This is a genomic window from Paenibacillus sp. JNUCC32 (assembly GCF_014863545.1).
Classification (GTDB): domain Bacteria; phylum Bacillota; class Bacilli; order Paenibacillales; family Paenibacillaceae; genus Paenibacillus_AQ; species Paenibacillus_AQ lautus_A.
The window spans coordinates 1,586,235-1,605,076 of record NZ_CP062260.1 but is presented as its reverse complement, the minus strand read 5'-3'; the positions used below and the strand labels follow the sequence as shown (position 1 = coordinate 1,605,076).

The window sequence follows — 18,842 nt, the reverse complement described above, 5'->3', positions numbered from 1 at the left end:
TGCGCCGATCTTATTCATGATAGAAAGCTGCGGATTCATCCGAATTGCTGCGGATTCATCCGAATTGCTTCGGATCCCGTAATGTAAGCGCTTAACCTCTCGGGTGTTCTCAGTATGCCTCAAGGGCAAGCGGATGACAATAAACCAAATTCCAAACGCGAGAACCCGCTTCGTTACAAGGTTTCAACGTAGAGAAATGACGATTTTCGTTATCTAAACCGTTTTCTAATCATGACTTTAATGCTTGATATATCCGGAGTTTGTTCCGTTTGCAGAACCCTTCCACATCACCCGCTGCATTCGGTACGCATACCGACATTCTCCAGAAAATGCGAAACGGGTGCTGCTTCCGGCCGGAAACTTCTGCACCCGTTTCTGGATAAACTATAATCATAAACCGTTTTCGTTATCGAAGCGCTTTCTAGGATCCGAGCTCCGTCCCCGGAGCAGGCTTCATTTTCAGCTTTCGGTAGTCGCCCGGCGTCACACCCGACGTCCGTTTGAACACCCGCCCGAAGGTAATGGAGTTGGCGTATCCAATCTTCTCCGCAATTTCCTGTATCGAGAGGTCGGTCTGCGCCAGAAGCTCCTCCGCCCGCTTCATGCGCAGCTGTACGAGGAAATCCACGAATTTCATATCGTATTCCATCTTAAACAGATAGCTTGCATATTTTCCGGAAATCTGAAAACGGTCGCTCAGATGCTTCAGGGACAAATTCGGATCGTCGAAATGCTCTTCTATATAGTGCTTCATCTCGCTGATCATGGCACGGTAGCTCTTGGTTTCGCTAAGCGCAACATAGGTGCGGTAAATTTCCGTCAACTGATCGGTGATCCTGCTCTGCAGCTCCTCTAAGGTTGCGGCTCCAGCCAGTACGTGCTCCCTGCCCTCCGACAGCTGGTTCCTCAGCTCGTCGGATAACACACCGACCTCCCGGGCCAGCAGCTGAAGCATGCTGTTGACCAGAGAACGGATCGTATCGTCCTTCAGACGCTCTGCCTTGAATGAAACGAACATGTCCTTCAGACGGGTTCTCCAGCCTTCATTATTTAATCGGAAGTCCTTGACCAGCTCCGAGATTTCATTCAGATAAGGAAGCAGGCGGCTTAAATCTCCCCGGGGCAGCTCGTCCCCGACCAGCACGGCATGATCGCCCATCGCCAGCCTGTGGCCGAGCGCCTCGGAGGCTGATTGGTGCGAAGCGCCTATTTCATGCAGCCCGGCAACCGTGCTGCCCAGCCCGAACCTCACCGACAAACGAAGCTTTTCCTCGACCCAGCTCCGACATTCCTCAGCTGCGCGGATCAGGGAAGCACGCGTCTCCTCCTTCATCTCCGGAAGCGCGATCAGAATGCCTACGCGGCTGCCGGCGATCCATTCTAGCCAGCTGTTGAAGCCGGCATTGCGTGCAAGCTCCTGGAACACGTTCATCAAGGCAAACTTCAGCACGTTCTGGTCGCGGACGGTATGAACATCCTGAAAACCGCTGTAATCGTTGATTTCACCGAGCAGGATGACGTAACCCGCCGGCTGTTCCGGCAGCTTCATCGGAATCAGCTCTGCCATCCGGGACAGCAGTTCCTCTTCGGGCTTCTGCCCGCTGATCAGGTCCATGAACAGCTGGCTGCGCTGAAGCTGGAGATTCTCGTGCCGCTTTTTGTCATAGTCCATGGACCGGCTGATCAGGCTTTCAAGCGCACTATCGATCATGGAAAGCTCATCCTTGGCGGCCTGGGGCATGTTGAGCTGAATGGACTCGATGCGGTTCATCATGGCTTTGATCGGCTGATAATTCCGCCTGGTAACATAGACGATATAAATAACGGCAAGCACCACGGTTACGAAGCCGATCACGATCCAGATGTAGGATACGACCGACACCCAAGCATAGAGCTGCCCGACCCGGAGACCGCTTTCAAAAGTCCATCCCAGCTGATCCGATTGCAGCGTCGTCAGCACCTTGCCTTCTTTGGCCCGCTTATCCTCTCCGATTTGGGATGCTTCAAATATGAGATCTCCGCTGGAGTCCAAAATATTCAAAAAGGAAACGCTGTCATTTATCATCGGATTGATCATCTGCTCCACCCGGTACATGCTTACGTTAATGACGAGCAGCCCTTGGCTTCCGAAGGGAAGCGGCAAATTTTTATACATGGAGATGACCTGCTTCGGCTCGTTCTCCCCGAGTCCCGTCATGGATCGAACGGCGGACCACCCCCGGTAGTCGTGCTCTTTCACGGCAAACTCGATATAAGAACGGTCCGGAAAAGTCGAGAGCGGGCTTTGGCCGCTGGTGGTCAGCACCGACTGATCCGAATGACGGTATAAATAGACCGATTCGATCAGGTCGCTGCCCGATTGTAACCCGCGGAGACGTTTGACAAGCGAGTACATCAAATTTTGGTCGGATGACGGGTTGCTGAACAGATAGCTTGAGTATAGGGCACTCGTCTCCACTTCGTTCAGCACGTTCATCTCGATGGCGTTGATGGAACGATCCAGATCTTCCATAATAAAACGCGTGGAAATTCCGTTTGCTTTGGCTGCCTCTTCGCGCGAGGCCTCATTAAACATGATGAATGAAAGAAACACCAGGATCGTAATCGTGATGAGGAATATGGGAAAATAGGAGAGAAGCAGCTTGCGGTACCAGTTTTGCTGCAAAGAAGTCATTCCTTTCTCTTCCAGGTTAAGCGTTTTACTTATGCTTGTGCTATATTGTAGCATGTCCGTGTCCCTCCCTGGAAGAGGGCTGTCTTCGAAAGACGGACGCTGATAAAGCTATGAAATGAGGACATCCATTGTTACAATAAAAAAAGCCGCGATTATCGCGACTTCTTCTATGCTTATGTTCACGCCCCGCACGTAACTGCAAAGCTATTCGAGCTCAGAGGCAGGATACGTTTCGAGTACTCCTCAGCCAAGGTTAAACGCCCATTCCGTTCACGAACTCCGAAATCATGATTTTCCGTCCGGTCTTGGCGCTTTCCAATGCAGCCAGCACCATCGCCATGCTGTATACGTTGTCGCTGCAGTCGGTTTCCGGCTTGATGCCGGCTTCCAGTGCGTGAAACATATTTTCCAGACAGCCATGATGCCCCGTCTTCCCCATGGCTGGCAGCGTGCCTTCAATCCGCTCATACTTCCGAATGAAGCTTCCCGATTGATCCCCTTCCGCCACGACCTCCGCATAGATCTCGTCATGTCCGTCCCAGATTGCCGTTCCCCTCTCACCCGTGACGCGCCAGGCGGCTTCCCAGGAGGTTTGAGCGCCTTCGGCACACCAGGACCCGCGGTAATTGAACACGGAGCCGTCCGACATTTCATAGATGCATATCGCCATCGCATTGCCGGCGTACCAGGAACCGGGCGGGTTGAACTCCTGACAATATACGGATACCGGATCGGCTCCGCTGATCATGCGGGCCTGATCGAAGGTGTGAATGGCCATATCTAGCAGCAGGGGACTGTCCATCAGGTCCCGAAATCCGCCGAAATGCGCGCCAAGAAAGAAATCGGCCCCTATGAAACCGGGCTTTCCGATCGCTCCGCTATCGATCAAAGACTTGAAAGCACGTATTCGCGGATCAAATCGGCGGTTTTGCATGACGGCATGGGTTCTGCCAGCAGACTCCGCCAGCTTCACGATATCCAGACATTCCGTCATCGATTCCGCTAACGGTTTTTCGCTGAATACATGACACCCGTGCTTCAGCGCAGCCGTGCTGATCCCATAGTGGCTGGCGGGAATGGTCACATCGAATACGATATTCGCACCGCTTGAAGCAAGTGCATCGTTAATATTGTCATACGTCGGACAGGAAAGACCGTGCCGATCGGCAAATGCCTTCGCGAAAGTCTCCTGAATGTCCACGAGACCCACGATTTCAACGTCCTCCCGCCCTTTGGCATAATCCGCCCAAGTATTCGCCATGCTCCCGCATCCCGCGATAACAACTTTAAACGCCGTGGTCATATTTCCATTACTCCCCCTGAATACGTCATCGTTTGATTAACCGCTTTCAAATCATCGCCTAGTGGTTGTAATCATTCCGATATTGGCTTAATGTAGATGAAGCAACTTCATTATAATGGCGAGACACAACAATATCTCTATACAACCTTGTGCAATACCACTCTTATCTTGCGGTTCGAGGTGAATTCGTATGTCCTATCCTAGAGAGCTTCATGAGAATACCAGGCTTGGCGATAAGGCGTATCCCGTACAGGTATTTCATAACTTCTGTCCCGGTGCCAAAACGAAGGATTGCATCCTCTATCTCCACTGGCATGAGCACTTTGAGATCCTATGCATGCGCCAAGGGCGCGCCGTCTTCCATATTGATACCACCGCATATGACGTTAAGGCTGGAGAGTTCATCATCATCCCGGGCGGCAGTCTGCATGTGGGTTATGCCCTCGAGGATGGCGATGTGCGGTTTGATTGCGTCGTGGTGAATGCATCCCTGTTCAACGATTCTCTTCATGATCCGGTTCACGCGCGTTATGTCGCTCCATATATGGAAGGCCGGCTGCGTTTTCCCGTCAAGCCTGCGGAGAGTGACCCGGCTGGCGCAGATTGCTATCCGCTGCTGGATGAAGTCATTGAAGAGCTTGCCGTCCGCCGTCCGGCTTTTGAGCTCATTGCCAAGTCGAAGCTGTACACCCTGTTCGTTCTGCTGGCGCGCACATTCATGCCCGCACAGCTCGCGGAGACAACGAACGAGCCTTATTTTGCGAATCGGGAGCGTTATAAAAAGCTGATACAGCATATCGAGAACAACATCGGCGAGAAATTGCCGGTGGAGGCCGCCGCTGCGGAAGTCGGTTTGAATCCGTTTCATTTTTGCAAAATGTTCAAGCGTTTAACGGGCCGCACCTTCGTGGATTACGTCAACCTGACCCGGATGAATGAAGCGGAGCGGCTGCTTCGCGAACGGACGTTGACCATCACGGAGATTGCCGGCATCGTCGGCTGCAGCAACCCGAATTATTTTACCAAGCTGTATAAACAGTACAAGGGCATGACGCCTTCCCAGGCAAGAATGGTATAAAGCTGCAAGTTGATCCTGTTTGCTTAGCTGTTATTTCAAGCTGCTCCCTGCTCGATGATAAATTGGCACTATGCATCCTATATAATAAAAGACTCAACTCCAGCAAAGGCTGCTGTATGTTGAGTCTTTTGGCATTCGTTATCGCATCGGCGAAGCCCCACTTAATACGCCTTGGGCACCTCCACTTTCCTGGTATTCCCGTCTTCGTTCGTGAAATAGATATGAACCCCATGGTCCTGATCGTCCAGAAAATACGAGACGTATTTACTCTCATCCACCTTCATCGGCACCAGGAGAGTCGCGATGCGATGGCTTGAAGCTGACTTCGTCTCCGCATGCAGATGCCACTGATTATCCAGCCCTTCGATCTCTTCGGGATCGACGCCGGTGAATTGATTATGCTGATTCAGCGATAGATCGCCTGAGGAGCAGTACACGAATCGCCCCTCCATCTCCGCTTTGCTGCCCATCACTCGGAAGGTCTGCCCCGACAGCTTCATCCGGTTCAAGGCATGGAACAGCCACTCGATGCTGGCTGGCTTGGCAAGGTCCACCGTATCCACGATCACAACATAAGATTCGTCGAAGAAATAGATTTCGCGCACATAACGCTCCAGGTAGGGGACATTCTCCCGATAGGCCTGCGTTGCGTTCATGCGGGCGTACCCCAAGCCTGCTGCAGCGTCGACTTGCTCCACCCTGCCGCTGGCCTCGATGCAGAGAACCTTGTCTTTTCCCGCATACTGACCATGGCCATCGATAAGAATATTGTTCGTGGAGCGCGTCTGCCTACGCCAGTTCATATGCATCGTGCTGCCGAAGGCGATATAGTACCCGCTCTCGATAGCCAGCGGCTCGCCGTATGCGTGCAGCAGGAAGCCGTTCTGGTCACCGTGACTGTGGCTCATCGAGCCGTATCGGCTGCTCTTCGCAAGCAGCATGATGTGTTCATCCGGATCATCCATCCGGTGATGCATTGCCACCCAGTCAATATCGCGGAACCATTTGACGGATTGAATGGCCCCTTCATGGGGTTCCGAAGCGTCCGATAAGGCAAAGGGAACGGTATCCGATGGAGGAACGGCTTCCACCTGAGGAAAGTCATGCCGATACAGCATATCGTCAAACCGGAAATCCCACCAGCCGTAATTATAAAATTTGGAGTCGGCATCCGTATCCGATTTGGCCACTTGTTCGAAATACCATTGATACAGCCCGTTTCCCGTAATGCCTGCAAACTGGCGAATATTGAAGGCCGTCTTCAGGCTGACCGGTTCTCCGAGGTAGGACTGGTCGCCGAAGCTGGCCCGAATCGTATCCGGACTGCTGCAATATAGCGGAAAATCGCCGGTGCGTCCGAAAAACGGACGTTTATAAAAATCGATCGCTACGTAATTGCGGATGAGATTGAGCGCATCGATCACGAATGCCATGCCGGTTGTCCAATAGAGCGGCCCTTCCGCCCAGCCCCCGTCCTCTCCGCCCCATGGGGAGTAGAGGCAGGCGTAGTATTCCAGCGTGTAATCCAGCCATACCCGCGCGCTTGCTTCTTCATGAAGCATGGCGATGCAGGCGGGGACCAGAACCGAGGATAACGAACGAACCGCATGGCTGTCGTAAGGGACATGATGGATCTTCGAGCGCTCCATCACATGGAAGGCCACCTGCTCGGTACGGCGCAGCAAGGCGCCCCTGACGAGATCAATCTCCTCAGCGCCGAGGTAATCGTGAAGCCAGTCGTACCCCCAGGCAAGCGCCCCGACCATGCGGAAAGCGGCTTCATCGTTGTAATCTCGGGACGTTGTTCCCTCCGTATCCCAACGGGCCGCGTGGAGCAGCCACGTTTTCGCTTTGGCTATCAAAGCATCATCCTGCAATATAACTCCTGCCACGCTTAAATGCCGGACGGCATAGAGCGTTTCCTGGCAATCCATGTACATTTGTCGCCACAGCTTCGCGACGCGCTTGTTGCCCGGATAACGCTCCGGTTCCGGGATTAGCGGCTTATTCACCCATGGAAGGACCGATCTCTCGTAAAAGGCCTGCCAGCCGCAGTAATTTTCATCCTTGCGGAGACCTTCCCGGAACGCCTCAATCCCCTTTTCGTCCAACCATAACCGCGGATGACCGGTATGCGTGCGTTCGTACCTTTCCGCTCTGCCGGGCAGGGGAGTCTCGGGCAGCCCCGCCGGGACATGAAACATTCGGGATTGGCTCCAAGAAGAACGGTTATGCTCCAAGTCCACGGTATCCTCCACTAGCTCACCGGTCAGCAAGGCATAGCGCCAATAATAAGTACCCGGCTCCAGCGGTCGATCCGGAGTGTATAAGTTATAGGGAATCGGCGATATCGTCGTCGTGGCCCCCGTTTCATACGAGGGTGAAGTCGAGATCTGCAGCATATAACGGTCGTCCTCAAGCTGTCCCGGCATCCAGGTGAAACGGGGAGGATTCTCCAGAAGCTTACTCCCTTCGTCCGGTTGATACGGCACGGACAATAATCCGCTTTTCGGTTCAAACAAGGTTTTCATCGAGCACCCTCTCCTTCAACCCGTTGTTGGTCATTGTAAAGCTTCTTGTCGTCCTCCCATACGACAGATCGAGCCAATCCCCGTCCGCAGCATGCGTCCATCGCAAGGATATCGGCTCATCTCCGGCACGATAAACGATGATGAAGCGGGCTTTCGAATCCAATCGGTGAAGCCGGATTCCTTCCATGTGACGGCTGGGATCGTCAGCAAGCCCAGGTGATTCCACTCGTGTGCATACCGTTCCTTCAAAGGTGGCAAAGGATGCTACCGCAAGCGCTCCTGACTCGTTAGCGATATGAAGGTCAACCTGCATACCGTCTCTGGACCATACGTTAGAGGAGCGCTCTTTTACGTATGCGCGTCCGTCCTCGTTTCCCGGTTCCGCCGACCCGCTGTACTGAACCTCATCCGAAGCTTGGCGAAGCTTCCCTGTGCCGACGTAATGAAACCACCAATCCACGGCGGCCGGTTCATCCAATTCCACTTCGAACCAATCCAGCAGCCAATCTTCCGCCATGATCAGATGCCGGTCCAGAACGCCATGATCGTAGGCCTTATCGGCCCGAACCCAAATATAGGAACGGTTTGGAGCGGATTCATACCGCATGCATTTGCCTTCGGCCGGATTCTGCGAGCGGCCGCCTACGGAGACGGTGTTATGGCAGGCAGTATGGGGGTACCATTCCTTTTTCAGAACCGATCCATAAGGTACAGTTCCACGATCTGGCGAAAGAGGCTGATCCCCGGCATGAATCATCAGATTCAATTTATCAAAGTGACCATGCGATCCGCCATGGGGGCCAAAATCAATCAGCGCTTGAAGGCCTTGGGGATCGTTCGTCTTTAACAGGGCGAACCCGCTGTGAGGAAGAAAAACGGAATTAGGCGATTCGCCGTCCGCATGGTTTAAGGTACCGCCTGCGATCCCCCCCGCTTCATGAGCTGTCAGATCACGATCTGCTTGCATAGCGTCTCCCGGTCTTGGGACCTCACGGGTGACCTGTACTTCGATAATATCCCCCGTTTCCCATATCTCGCCCGATTTCAACATACGGGAGTTCCTCATGCCTGGAGCGGCCATTTCGTTTCGGCCATCCCAAGATCCCGTGCCGTACAGCAGTGCCTCCAGCATGCCGATTCTGCCGGCTTCTCCGTTCAGTTCCCGATATGCATGGCCAAGCAATCGCCGATAGCTCTTATCCCCATACGCGGATAAGCCGATCTCCGCAACTTCCGCAATTTCTCGCGCGAATGGTGCCCTGCGATAAGGACCGTCGTGAAGTGCAGGCAGGAAGCCGTTTGGGTCTGACAATCGAACCAGGACCGATAACATTCCCTGCATGCATTGGCCTTGCTCCCCTCTCAGGGAAAAAAGCTCTTCACCAACCCTGCTCCCCATTTCCGCAGCAATCAGGTAAGCACGAAGCACGAATACGTGATAGTAAATACTGCCTTCAAATTCAAGCTGATCTGGCTTGACGGCAATGGTGAGATGATGGCGCAGCCCGCCTTCCTGCTCAACCAGCTGCTTCAGCTTCTTCGTTTCGCCTTGCACCGCATAGATACAGAACAAAGCGGCGATCAGCCAAGCGGTATAGTTGTTCTCAGGATTTCCGCGTTCCCGGGACAAAATATGATGATATTCCGTCATGCTGCTCTCCAGCATGTGCAGGAACCGGTCAATCTTCCGAAGGTCCGCCTCATCAAACCATACGCCCTCATCCCGCAGAAGCAGATATCCACGAAGAAGCGTCGTTGCCCAGATGGCTTCGGTTAAAGCCTGATGGAATGCCCTCCCTTTCAGCATCCATGGCTGCGCATCCGGGTGGACAGGATACAGCGGAAATTGCTCCGCATACCGAACGATCAGCCGTTTTCCAAGATCGGCGTAAACCTTCTCCCCCGTGCCCGCATAGACGGCGGCGGATTGCAGAGCATACCGTGCCATGGCCTGATGCTTGAATACCAGCCATGCTCCCCGATACGGTTCTCCTCCCCATTCGCAGCCATACGGACAGCGAAAGGTGCTGGAGTCGTCTTCCAGAGAATCAAACAACAGCTCCGTATGATGTTCGGGACAAACGAATTGGTGCCACCAGCCGCCGGGCTCCAGGGGAACATCCAGCTTCCGGTCGATCACTTGGTCCAGCTCGGCCTTCAGGATATCGATCGTTTGCACGCTCCACGCATACGAGTTCAGCTTCGCCTTCACCTTCATCCCATCCCTCATCGCATGAACATGCCGCCGTTGATTTCGATCGTCTCACCCGTTATATAAGAAGACAGCTCCGAGACGAGAAACAGCACGGAGCCGGCGACATCGTCCGGCGTGCCCTCTCGCCCAAGCGGAATGCCCTGAATGGTAGCTTTGCGCGCATCATCCGGGGTAAAGGTCGCGTGAAACGCCGTTTGCCCGATAAAGCCAGGGGATACGGCATTCACATTAATTCCGCTTGAAGCAAGCTCCTTCGCCAAGCCTTTGGTAAAACTCAGGACGGCAGCCTTGCTCGCTGCATAAATGCTGGCGCCCGGTCCGCCGCCGTTGTGCGCCGCAACGGAGGTCATGTTCACGATGCGCCCTCGACGGGCCGCTTTCATCCCCGAAATGACGGCTTTGCTTACGAATACCGTGCTTTTCATATTGACGTCCATGATCTTGGCGTAGAGCTCCTCGGTCATTTCCGCATTGGCCAGCCGCTGGACCAAATGCCCCGCATTGTTAACCAGAATCGTCACCGGTTCGCCGAACGCCTTTTCCACTTCCGCCACAAGCGCCTCCGCCTGTTCTGCTTGCGCAACGTCTGCGCGAAAAGCGTGGGCTTCGCCGCCAAAATCTCGGATCTCGGCAACGGCCTCTTCGGCTGCCTCCTTGCTGTTCAGATAATTCAGCGCTACCTTGGCTCCGCTTCTCGCCAGCATGATGGCAACCGCCCGACCGATTCCTCCGCTAGATCCTGTGACTAAAGCGACGTTACCCGATAGATTTATTTGCATGTTGATCCCTCCTGATTAGGTTTGCAGCTGTTTCAGCCTGTTTTCTTGCTCACGCATTCTTTCCATTCGCGGCATCGTCATGACGATGCTTGTGCCTTGACTCGGCGAACTATGAACCGTTATCCCGTACGCTTCGCCGTAAACCATCTGTATTCGCCGATGGACGTTCACGATGCCGATGCCGCCTCTGCGCCGGGCGCGTTTCCCCTCTTCATCATCGACCAGGCGGTTTTCCTCGAGCCTTTTGCGCAGTTTATGAAGCTTATGGTCCGCAATGCCTGCCCCGTTGTCCTCGACTATGACCAGCAAATTGTCTCCGTCGACTCTCGTATCAATCCGAATGTAATGCCACGCCTCGATTCCTTCCGGAAAGGCATGCTGGAAAATATTCTCCACAATCGGCTGCAGGGAGAGCCTGACCATCTTCTCCAACAGGAGCTCGGGCGGCGTTGCCACCTCGATCTCAAAATCGCGCCCGATCCGATGCTTCAAGATCATCATGTAATGCCGCACATGGTTCAGCTCGTTGGCAATCGTGATTTCCTCCAGATTGGTCTGAATGGAATATCGAAGCATGAAAGCCATGGCCTCCACCATGTCCGAAATTTCGTCCGAATCCTGAACGATCGCGTAACAGTTGATCGTTTCCAGCGTGTTGTACAAAAAATGCGGATTGATCTGCAATTGAAGCGCCTGAAACTCGGCACGCTGGCGCTCCAGCTGGATGTCCTGCAGCTCCAGCTGCGTCTTCTGGTTGTGGAGCTCCGTGTCGTATACCTGCTCGATCATGTCGGACAACCGGCTGACCATGAGATTGTAGCTGTGGATCAAACCCCCGATTTCATCCTCGCGCGGTTTCACGTCGGTGATGTGCGTCCAGTTCCCCTTCTCCGTCTGCCTCATCCCGTTCTTCAAATTGCGGATCGGATTCACGATCGATTTCCCGAATCTGTATGCCAGAACGAGCGCAATGAACAAGGTGACAAAGCCTACGATAATGGTGGTGGAGCGGATGCCCGAAATCGGCGCCCGGAGCTCATCCAGCGGCATCATAATGACGAGGCTCCAGCCCGAATATTCGGACTGGCGCGAGATGATCATCGCTTTCTCGCCTAATACCGGTTCAATGAAGCGATGATCGCCCTTGGCGATAATGCGCTTCGGCAGGTCCGTGGTCGTGATGCCCTCCATATCCACGTGCTCTGGTGCATAAACGACCTCGCCTTCACGATCCAGGATGAAAAAGAAACCCTGTTCCCCGAGGTCGACGCCATTCCATAAACCCGACAGCTGATCTTCATTGAATTCTACTGCAAGCACGCCTTTGACGTCGTAGGAATTCATTCCACGGATTTTGCGGGCAACCGTAATGACGTTGTCGCGATCCTGTTCCAGCAGGCTGGTCTTCAAGATGACGATCTCCCCGTTCCCCGGCGTCTTCTCCGTCAATTCACGAAGTCGGTCCGACGGATCGATCGACATGGCGGAGAAATTCTGGTTCTGATCGAAAATCGACCGGCCATGGAACCCCAGAATGTACATCATATGGGTCTGCGTGGGGTATTGAATGAAAATCTTCTGAAAGACATCCTTTCGGATGAGATGGGTGAACCGGTAATGCTCGTAGCTGTCGCTGGGGTCCATATCCAAAAATCGCTTCACCGAATCCTGCAGCAAAATCGTATTGCTGATCCGCTCGAACATTTTCAGCTGATTATCCGTTTGCCTTGCGGCGTTCGTGATGACGGTGGTCATATACTTCTCGACCTGCTCGTCGATCGCTTCGGATGATTTCATATAGAAGAATACGCCGACCGTGGTAAGCGAGAACATCACGACGATGAAGAAGTACAGGAAGATTTGACGGGACAGGCTCTTTCGCATCATTCGATCCCCAGCATCTCCCGGTATTCGGAAGGGGTGTACCCGGTGACCTTCTTAAAGGTTTTGGTAAAATGGGGATGATCCGCATACCCCACTTCGAACGAAATGTCCGTAATTTTATAATGCGGAATGGCAAGGAGCTTCTTCGCCTTCTCCATTCGTTTCTTGATCCGGTAATGGACAAAGGTCTCGTCCGTCATCTGCTTGAACAGCTGGCTGAAATAGGACGGGTTGAGTCCAAGCATGTCGGCCACCTCATCCAGCGAGAGATCGCGGGACAAGTTGCGCTCGATATAGGCTTTCGCTTCCTCTACGGGCTCCTTCGCATTTCCTTTTCTCTTCTCGCGTATGAGTTTCACCGTCTGGTTCACGGCCAGACGAAATCTCTCAAAATAATGATGGTTCCCTCCGGGCGCAGGCCCCGATATTACCGTCATGCGTTCGAACGAATATACGTCCCTGCCGTTTAACTGCTTGATCAATTTCGCGTACAGCTCATCCAGCAGCTCCTGAAGCTGGATCGATTCGAACCGGCGCTCATTGCAATAATCCTCGATTTCCTGCAGCTTCATCTGGATATCGTTCATTTGCAAATGCCATACGGCCAGCTCGAGCTGCTCCAGCCAATCCTCCAGCTTGGAAAGCGGAAAATAGAACCGCTGCTTCTCCTGCATGGATTTTCGATCCGCCATCAATTTGTTCATGGTGTTATGTACCACCGATTTGGTCACGGGCTTGAGCAGATATTCCTTAACCCCATACGACATGCATTTCTGGGCGTATTCGAAATCGCCGTAACCGGAGATGACAACGACCGTGATATCGCCGTATGCTTCATATAACTGCTTGCTTAACTCCAGGCCGTCCATCTTGGGCATCTTGATATCCGTAAATATGAAGTCCGGTCGTGCCGTCTGGATCGCTTCCAATGCTTCCATGCCGTTTCCGGCCGTTTCCGCTTGAATCATGGCCGGATCCGTCTGCGTGATCAGTTTCGCCAAGCCCATCCTTATCATAGGTTCATCATCAACGACCAGAATGCGGTACATCACCCATTCCCCTTTCAAAACAGCGAGAGTAGTTTAGCTTTAGCAAGATACTCCTCTGCTTAGGCAAGCAGAGGAGTCATTCATCAACACTATACTAAAACATGCCCCGCCTATTCGAAAGCGTTTTCTTTTTCGTTGTATCGTTTTGTGGCTTCCTCAATAATCTCTTTACCGCCCTTGGACAGATACTCCTCGAGCACCTTGCCGTAGTTATCGATCGGCTCCCTGCCGTATACCATGCGAAGCACATGCTCCAGAATCAGCGGGGGCAGTTCATCCGACTTCGGATTCAGCTCCGGATATTTCACCATCGCCTCCAGTCTCGGGTCGAATTCTATTCCGCGGCGGCCCTCAGTCGATAACATGTTATCAAAAGCATCAATCAGCTCTTTGCCGGAATCGGACAATTCGGACACGCGTTTGTTGTACGTTGTGTCCTGCACCAGCCACAGCCAGTAGTTCAAATAACGCATCTTATCCGCGCCTGCAGCGTCCGTCGGCACCTCGAAGACCGGCTTTCCGTCGGTTACCTGATAATCCTCGCCCTCGATGCCGAAGCTGAAGAACAATTCCGCGTCCTCACTGACCATCCAGTTGAAGAACTTCACGATATCCTCCGCTTTGTCCTTCGCCTTCGCGTTGATGAAGAAGGAACGCGTGACCGGATTATAATGGGCATATCCCCCTTTACCGTCAGGTCCTACAGGCGAAGGAATCAGCGCCACTTTCGCGTCCGGCACATTCTCCTTCAGCTGGGTTCCCCAGATCGGAAGCTCGTTGGCATTCATAGACCACATGCCGGCTTTGCCGCTCGTGACGATGGATTTGAAATCCGCGCTTTCAATGGTCGCGAATTCCTTGCTGATCAATCCTTCCTCATGCATCGTCTTATAGATCTGAATGGCCTGCTTCATATTTTCTTCGTCAAAAAAGGTGGGCTTTACTTGCCCGTCCGGGAATACCTTGAATTGGTTCAGGTAACCCAGCACGTCATAGGCGCCGAAGAAGGTATCGGCATATTTGAAATTCTGACGTCCCGCATAAGGCTGCTCCACACCGGCTTCCTTGAACGCGCGCAGAACCTCCATCGTCTCTTCCACCGTCGTCGGGATCTCCTTGCCTACCTTTTCCAGCAGGTCGGTCCGAATCCACGTGGCCCGTCTGGACGGATTGGACAGGATTTCGGGAATCCCGTAAATATTGCCCGTCTTGGAATCCGTCATCCGCTTCCAGGCTTCCTCGGGGATAAACTTGAGCAGGTCCTGTCCGTGCTCCTGCAGCAGGTCGTTGAGCGGAAGAAAGACTCCGTTCTCCACGGCACCCGCCAGCTCGGGTCCGCTGATTCCGCCAGTGCCCTGCACCACATCCGGTATATCGTTCGTTGCGAACATCTGCACCATCTTATCCTGATATTCGTTATGCGGAATGAGGCGGATATCGAGGTCCGTATTCGTCATTTTCTCTAGCTCCAGCACGTACTTATCCTTGTTGATATCCGGATTCTTCTCAACGTAGGAAACGTTAAGCGTCCGCATCGAAATGGAAAATTTCGTGACTCCCGCTTCATTCCCGCCTTGGCCGTCGCCCCCGGCGTTGGCTCCTCCGCCTCCGCCATTATTGCCCGCACAGCCGACGAGCATGGCCAGTACAAGACCTGACGTAAGCGCACGTGTCCAGCTTTTTCTCATGAATACCCCTCTTTTCAAGCTAATATAGTCGCTTATAATAGCGCTTTCAAACTTATTATCAGTATAGAGAGCCGTCTGGGCGGGAACAAGGAATGTCTTTGGCTCGGTTTGTCGTTTTTTTAGGGCTATTCTTTGATCGACCCGATCATCATCCCGTGAATGAAGAAGCGCTGCAGAAACGGATACAAGAGAATGATGGGCAGCGTGGCTACCAGAATAACCGCCATCTGAATGCCCTGCACGGACTGGGAGCTTGCTTCGAACGCCATGTTGCCCGTATCGGTCAGGCCCTCGTTCACCAGAAGTTCCCTCAATTTTACCTGGAGCGGATACTTGCTGCGGTCATTGATATAGTAAAGGGCATCCATATATTTGTTCCAATTCGTTACGGAATAGAAAATCCCTACCGTCGCCAGCGCCGGCTTGGATAACGGAAGCACGATGCTCCATAAAGTACGGACCTCGCTGCATCCGTCGATTCGGGACGAATCGATCAGTTCGCCCGGAATTTGGGTGAAGAACGTGCGAAGCACAAACAGGTTGAATGCGCTGATCGCCGATGGCAGCATCAAGGACCACAGCGTGTTGACGAGATTCAGCTCGCGCATCAGAATGAATTGCGGGATGAGCGGCGCCGTAAAAATCATGGTCAATAAGATGATAATCATGATGGTTTTCCTGCCGACGTATTCGGGCCTGGAGAGCGGGTACGCCAGCGAAGCGGTTGCTGCCAGATTGATGAAGGTTCCGAATATCGTAATATAGACGCTGATCCCGAACGCCCTCCAGATGGAAACATCGTTGAATACATGCTTGTAGTATGCAAAGGTAAATTCCACCGGCCAGAACATCACTTCTCCGCGATCGATAGCGCCCGGGCTGCTGAACGACTGGGCAATGACATTGAGAAAAGGGAGCAGCATGGTGAGTGCAAGAAAAGTAAGGATGATATAGTTCAATACAAGAAACATTTTTCTGCCTGCACTGTCATATTTCACGTTGGTGGTCACTCCCCTCTAATACAGCGACTCGCCGGTCGCTTTCTTGCTGATGGTGTTTGCAATGGCGATCAGGAACAAGCCGACAACGGACTTGAACACCCCGATGGCGGTGGCATAACTGTACTGAAGCTGCTGCAAGCCGGCTTTGTAAATGTACGTGTCCAAAATTTCGCTGGACTGGATGTTAAGCGGGTTCTGAAACACGAATACGCGTTCAAACCCGTAATCCATGAAATCCCCGATCTTGAGCAGGAACAGGATCGTTATCACGGGAAGCAGCGCTGGCAGCGTAATGCTGAGGGTCTGGCGCCATCTCCCCGCTCCGTCGATTTCGGAGGCTTCGTAAAGATCCGGATTGATGCCTGCGAGCGCCGCCAGATAGATGATGGTTCCCCAGCCGACATCTCTCCATAATCCGGAGCCCACCAATACCGTTCGAATGTAGGAATCTTCGCCGAGGAAATAGATCGGTTCGATGCCGAACCACCCGAGCACCACGTTCACGATCCCCGATGATGGGGACAGGATTCCAACAAAGATACCGCTTACAATGACCCATGACAGAAAATGCGGCGCATAGAATATCGTCTGGACAATTTTCTTGTAAACGACCTGGCGAACCTCGTTCAGCAATAAAGCCAGGACGATGGGGGCCGTAAAAGCAAACAGAATGTCATATGTACCCAGCAGAAGCGTATTGCGCAGAATTTTCAGAAAATCATAGTGCTGGAACATTCGCCCAAAGTGCTCAAGGCCCACCCAGGGACTTCCCGTTACGCCCGCAAACAAATTGTAGTTCTGGAATGCGATCACGGAGCCCATTAACGGAACATATTTGAACAATGCGAAGAACAGCAGTCCCGGCAGCGATATGAAGTACAGCGCCCTGTATTTCCACATGAATCCGAGCAGCTTTCTCCGTTTATCAAGCCTTCCGTCCAGAATCGGGCTTACCGCTGCTTTGTTTGGCTCGGCCATCTGTCATCACCTCTTGTTTCTCAAATGGGCCGGTGCGTTGTCATCTATCGGAATTTCGTCAAACCGGATGCTGATAAATTCAGGCTCCCGGTCAATGATCCGCGACAGCTCCTTTGTAAAAACGTCAACGATTTCGTTCTTCTGCTCATCCGTGCGTCCTTCGTACATTTTAATCGTAATTTGCGGCATCGGCTGATCGCCTCCTTAGGAAATGGATGTGATGAATATCCTTATCCTATAGGTTTTCATGACCGGGCAGCAATGGAGGAAGATCGGTTCCTTTGTGTTTTTTTTAGGTGGATCGGCGGCTTGTGTTTTTTTAAGCTCGGCTTGTGATTTCAACAGTTTTTAAACGGCTGGTCTAGAAATTCGAAGCGTTCTGTGGAACAATGGTTCAAAGCAGATGCCAAGCAGATGCCAACACGGGCCGCTCGATGCCATCAGTTATGGGAGGTTAGCGATGAACGGACAAGTGAAGGAAGAGGTAATGACCTATGCATCGTTATGGGGAAAACTCGAAAAGAAAGTAACGCGCATGACGGGTCAGCTCCAAGGCAAAGTTCCCCATGCCACAAAGAACGGGATCTATGATTCCACCCGGATCGATTGGTGGACCTCCGGTTTTTGGCCGGGGATGCTATGGATGATGTATGATATGACCAACAAGCCGCAGTATAAGGAAAGGGCTTGGGAATGGGATATTCGGCTTGAAGAGGCGCTGATCGAAGACAGTAACTTTCATCACGATGTAGGCTTTCAATTTCTGCCGACGGCCGTCATCAAATATAAACTGACCGGCGATCCGGATGCCAGGCGGAGAGCATTGTTGGCGGCTACCCTGCTCGCAGGAAGGTATAACCCCGTCGGCAGATTCATTCGCGCTTGGAATCAGGTGAAGCCTACCTCGTGGAACCACGGAAACGAAGGCTGGTCCATCATCGATTCCACCATGAATCTCTCCCTCTTGTTCTGGGCTTCCGAGGAGAGCGGCGATCCGAGATTCGCTCATATCGCCAGAGAGCAGGCCAATACGGTTGCTGAACATTTCATTAGACCCGACGGCTCGGTTCGGCACATCTGCCGGTTTGACCCGTTGACGGGAGAATATATGGAATCGCTCGGCGGGCAAGGCTTTGGACCGGAATCGGCCTGGAGCCGGGGAGCAGCCTGGGCTTTGCACGGGATGGCGAACACCTATCGGTATACCGGCGATATTCGGTATCTCGACGCTGCCAAGCGAGTCGCTCATTTCTTCGTGGCTTCCCTTGAGGAAGATTCCATTCCGCTTTGGGATTTTCGGGCGGAGCGCAAGGATATGGAATCCCCCGATCATGACGGGACGGAAACATCCCCAATGGCACCGGTGCCAAGGGATACATCCGCGGCATCCTGCGCCGCATCCGGGCTGCTTGAAATCGCGGACCTCGTCCCGCAAGCCGAAAGCGCTCTGTACCGCAGCAGCGCCTTGCGTATCATCGACTCTTTGACGAACCGTTACGCCGAATGGGATGACCCGGATTATGAAGGCATACTGAAAGAAGCCACAGGGCATCTGCCTGCCGGACAAAATATAAACGTCTCGCTCATCTATGGCGATTATTATTATGTTGAGAGCGCAGCCAAGCTAATGGGATGGAAAAACCGGATCTTCTGATCCGGTTT

At 52.9% G+C, this 18,842-nt stretch carries 13 protein-coding genes; 2 read left to right on the top strand and 11 right to left on the bottom strand.

What is annotated here, in order from left to right; genetic code table 11:
* Positions 1 to 421: 421 nt before the first annotated feature.
* Entirely contained in the window at positions 422 to 2,728 is a 2,307-nt protein-coding gene (locus tag JNUCC32_RS07445) for a helix-turn-helix domain-containing protein (RefSeq protein ID WP_228468892.1), read from the bottom strand.
* Positions 2,729 to 2,927: 199 nt separating this feature from the next.
* A complete protein-coding gene (locus tag JNUCC32_RS07440; RefSeq protein WP_192571524.1) occupies positions 2,928 to 3,977 on the bottom strand; it encodes a Gfo/Idh/MocA family protein in 1,050 nt (349 codons plus the stop codon).
* 190 nt (positions 3,978 to 4,167) lie between these two features.
* On the opposite strand from JNUCC32_RS07440, the gene JNUCC32_RS07435 reads away from it, so the two are divergent.
* Positions 4,168 to 5,055, top strand: a complete 888-nt coding sequence (locus JNUCC32_RS07435; protein ID WP_192571523.1) for a helix-turn-helix transcriptional regulator — start codon at positions 4,168 to 4,170, stop codon at positions 5,053 to 5,055.
* Positions 5,056 to 5,216: 161 nt separating this feature from the next.
* Here JNUCC32_RS07435 and JNUCC32_RS07430 read toward each other — a convergent pair whose 3' ends face one another.
* The 9 genes from JNUCC32_RS07430 to JNUCC32_RS07390 all read right to left on the bottom strand — a co-directional run bounded on the left by JNUCC32_RS07430 (position 5,217) and on the right by JNUCC32_RS07390 (position 17,369).
* Positions 5,217 to 7,586 (bottom strand): DUF4962 domain-containing protein, encoded by a 2,370-nt coding sequence (locus JNUCC32_RS07430; RefSeq protein WP_192571522.1) that lies wholly within the window; start codon positions 7,584 to 7,586, stop codon positions 5,217 to 5,219.
* A complete protein-coding gene (locus JNUCC32_RS07425; RefSeq protein WP_192571521.1) occupies positions 7,570 to 9,804 on the bottom strand; it encodes a heparinase II/III domain-containing protein in 2,235 nt (744 codons plus the stop codon). The genes JNUCC32_RS07430 and JNUCC32_RS07425 overlap by 17 nt, the downstream gene beginning before the upstream one ends.
* Positions 9,805 to 9,812: 8 nt before the next feature.
* Positions 9,813 to 10,580 carry an SDR family NAD(P)-dependent oxidoreductase gene (locus JNUCC32_RS07420; RefSeq protein WP_192571520.1) on the bottom strand — a complete coding sequence of 256 codons (768 nt, stop codon included), beginning with the start codon at positions 10,578 to 10,580 and terminating at the stop codon, positions 9,813 to 9,815.
* Positions 10,581 to 10,595: 15 nt separating this feature from the next.
* The gene (locus JNUCC32_RS07415) at positions 10,596 to 12,467 is read right to left on the bottom strand and encodes a cache domain-containing sensor histidine kinase (RefSeq protein ID WP_192571519.1); all 1,872 of its coding nucleotides are present in this window, start codon (positions 12,465 to 12,467) and stop codon (positions 10,596 to 10,598) included.
* Positions 12,464 to 13,513 carry a response regulator transcription factor gene (locus tag JNUCC32_RS07410; RefSeq protein WP_192571518.1) on the bottom strand — a complete coding sequence of 350 codons (1,050 nt, stop codon included), beginning with the start codon at positions 13,511 to 13,513 and terminating at the stop codon, positions 12,464 to 12,466. The genes JNUCC32_RS07415 and JNUCC32_RS07410 overlap by 4 nt, the downstream gene beginning before the upstream one ends.
* Positions 13,514 to 13,623: 110 nt before the next feature.
* Positions 13,624 to 15,201 carry an extracellular solute-binding protein gene (locus tag JNUCC32_RS07405; protein WP_192571517.1) on the bottom strand — a complete coding sequence of 526 codons (1,578 nt, stop codon included), beginning with the start codon at positions 15,199 to 15,201 and terminating at the stop codon, positions 13,624 to 13,626.
* Positions 15,202 to 15,326: 125 nt separating this feature from the next.
* Positions 15,327 to 16,199, bottom strand: a complete 873-nt coding sequence (locus tag JNUCC32_RS07400) for a carbohydrate ABC transporter permease (protein WP_036660892.1) — start codon at positions 16,197 to 16,199, stop codon at positions 15,327 to 15,329.
* Positions 16,200 to 16,217: 18 nt separating this feature from the next.
* Positions 16,218 to 17,180 carry an ABC transporter permease gene (locus JNUCC32_RS07395; RefSeq protein ID WP_192571516.1) on the bottom strand — a complete coding sequence of 321 codons (963 nt, stop codon included), beginning with the start codon at positions 17,178 to 17,180 and terminating at the stop codon, positions 16,218 to 16,220.
* Positions 17,181 to 17,186: 6 nt separating this feature from the next.
* On the bottom strand, positions 17,187 to 17,369 hold the full coding sequence (locus JNUCC32_RS07390; RefSeq protein ID WP_009590941.1) for a tautomerase family protein: 183 nt from the start codon (positions 17,367 to 17,369) through the stop codon (positions 17,187 to 17,189).
* 271 nt (positions 17,370 to 17,640) lie between these two features.
* Between JNUCC32_RS07390 and JNUCC32_RS07385 the strand changes: the two genes are divergently transcribed.
* Positions 17,641 to 18,834 (top strand): glycoside hydrolase family 88 protein, encoded by a 1,194-nt coding sequence (locus JNUCC32_RS07385; protein ID WP_096774191.1) that lies wholly within the window; start codon positions 17,641 to 17,643, stop codon positions 18,832 to 18,834.
* Positions 18,835 to 18,842 lie beyond the last annotated feature (8 nt).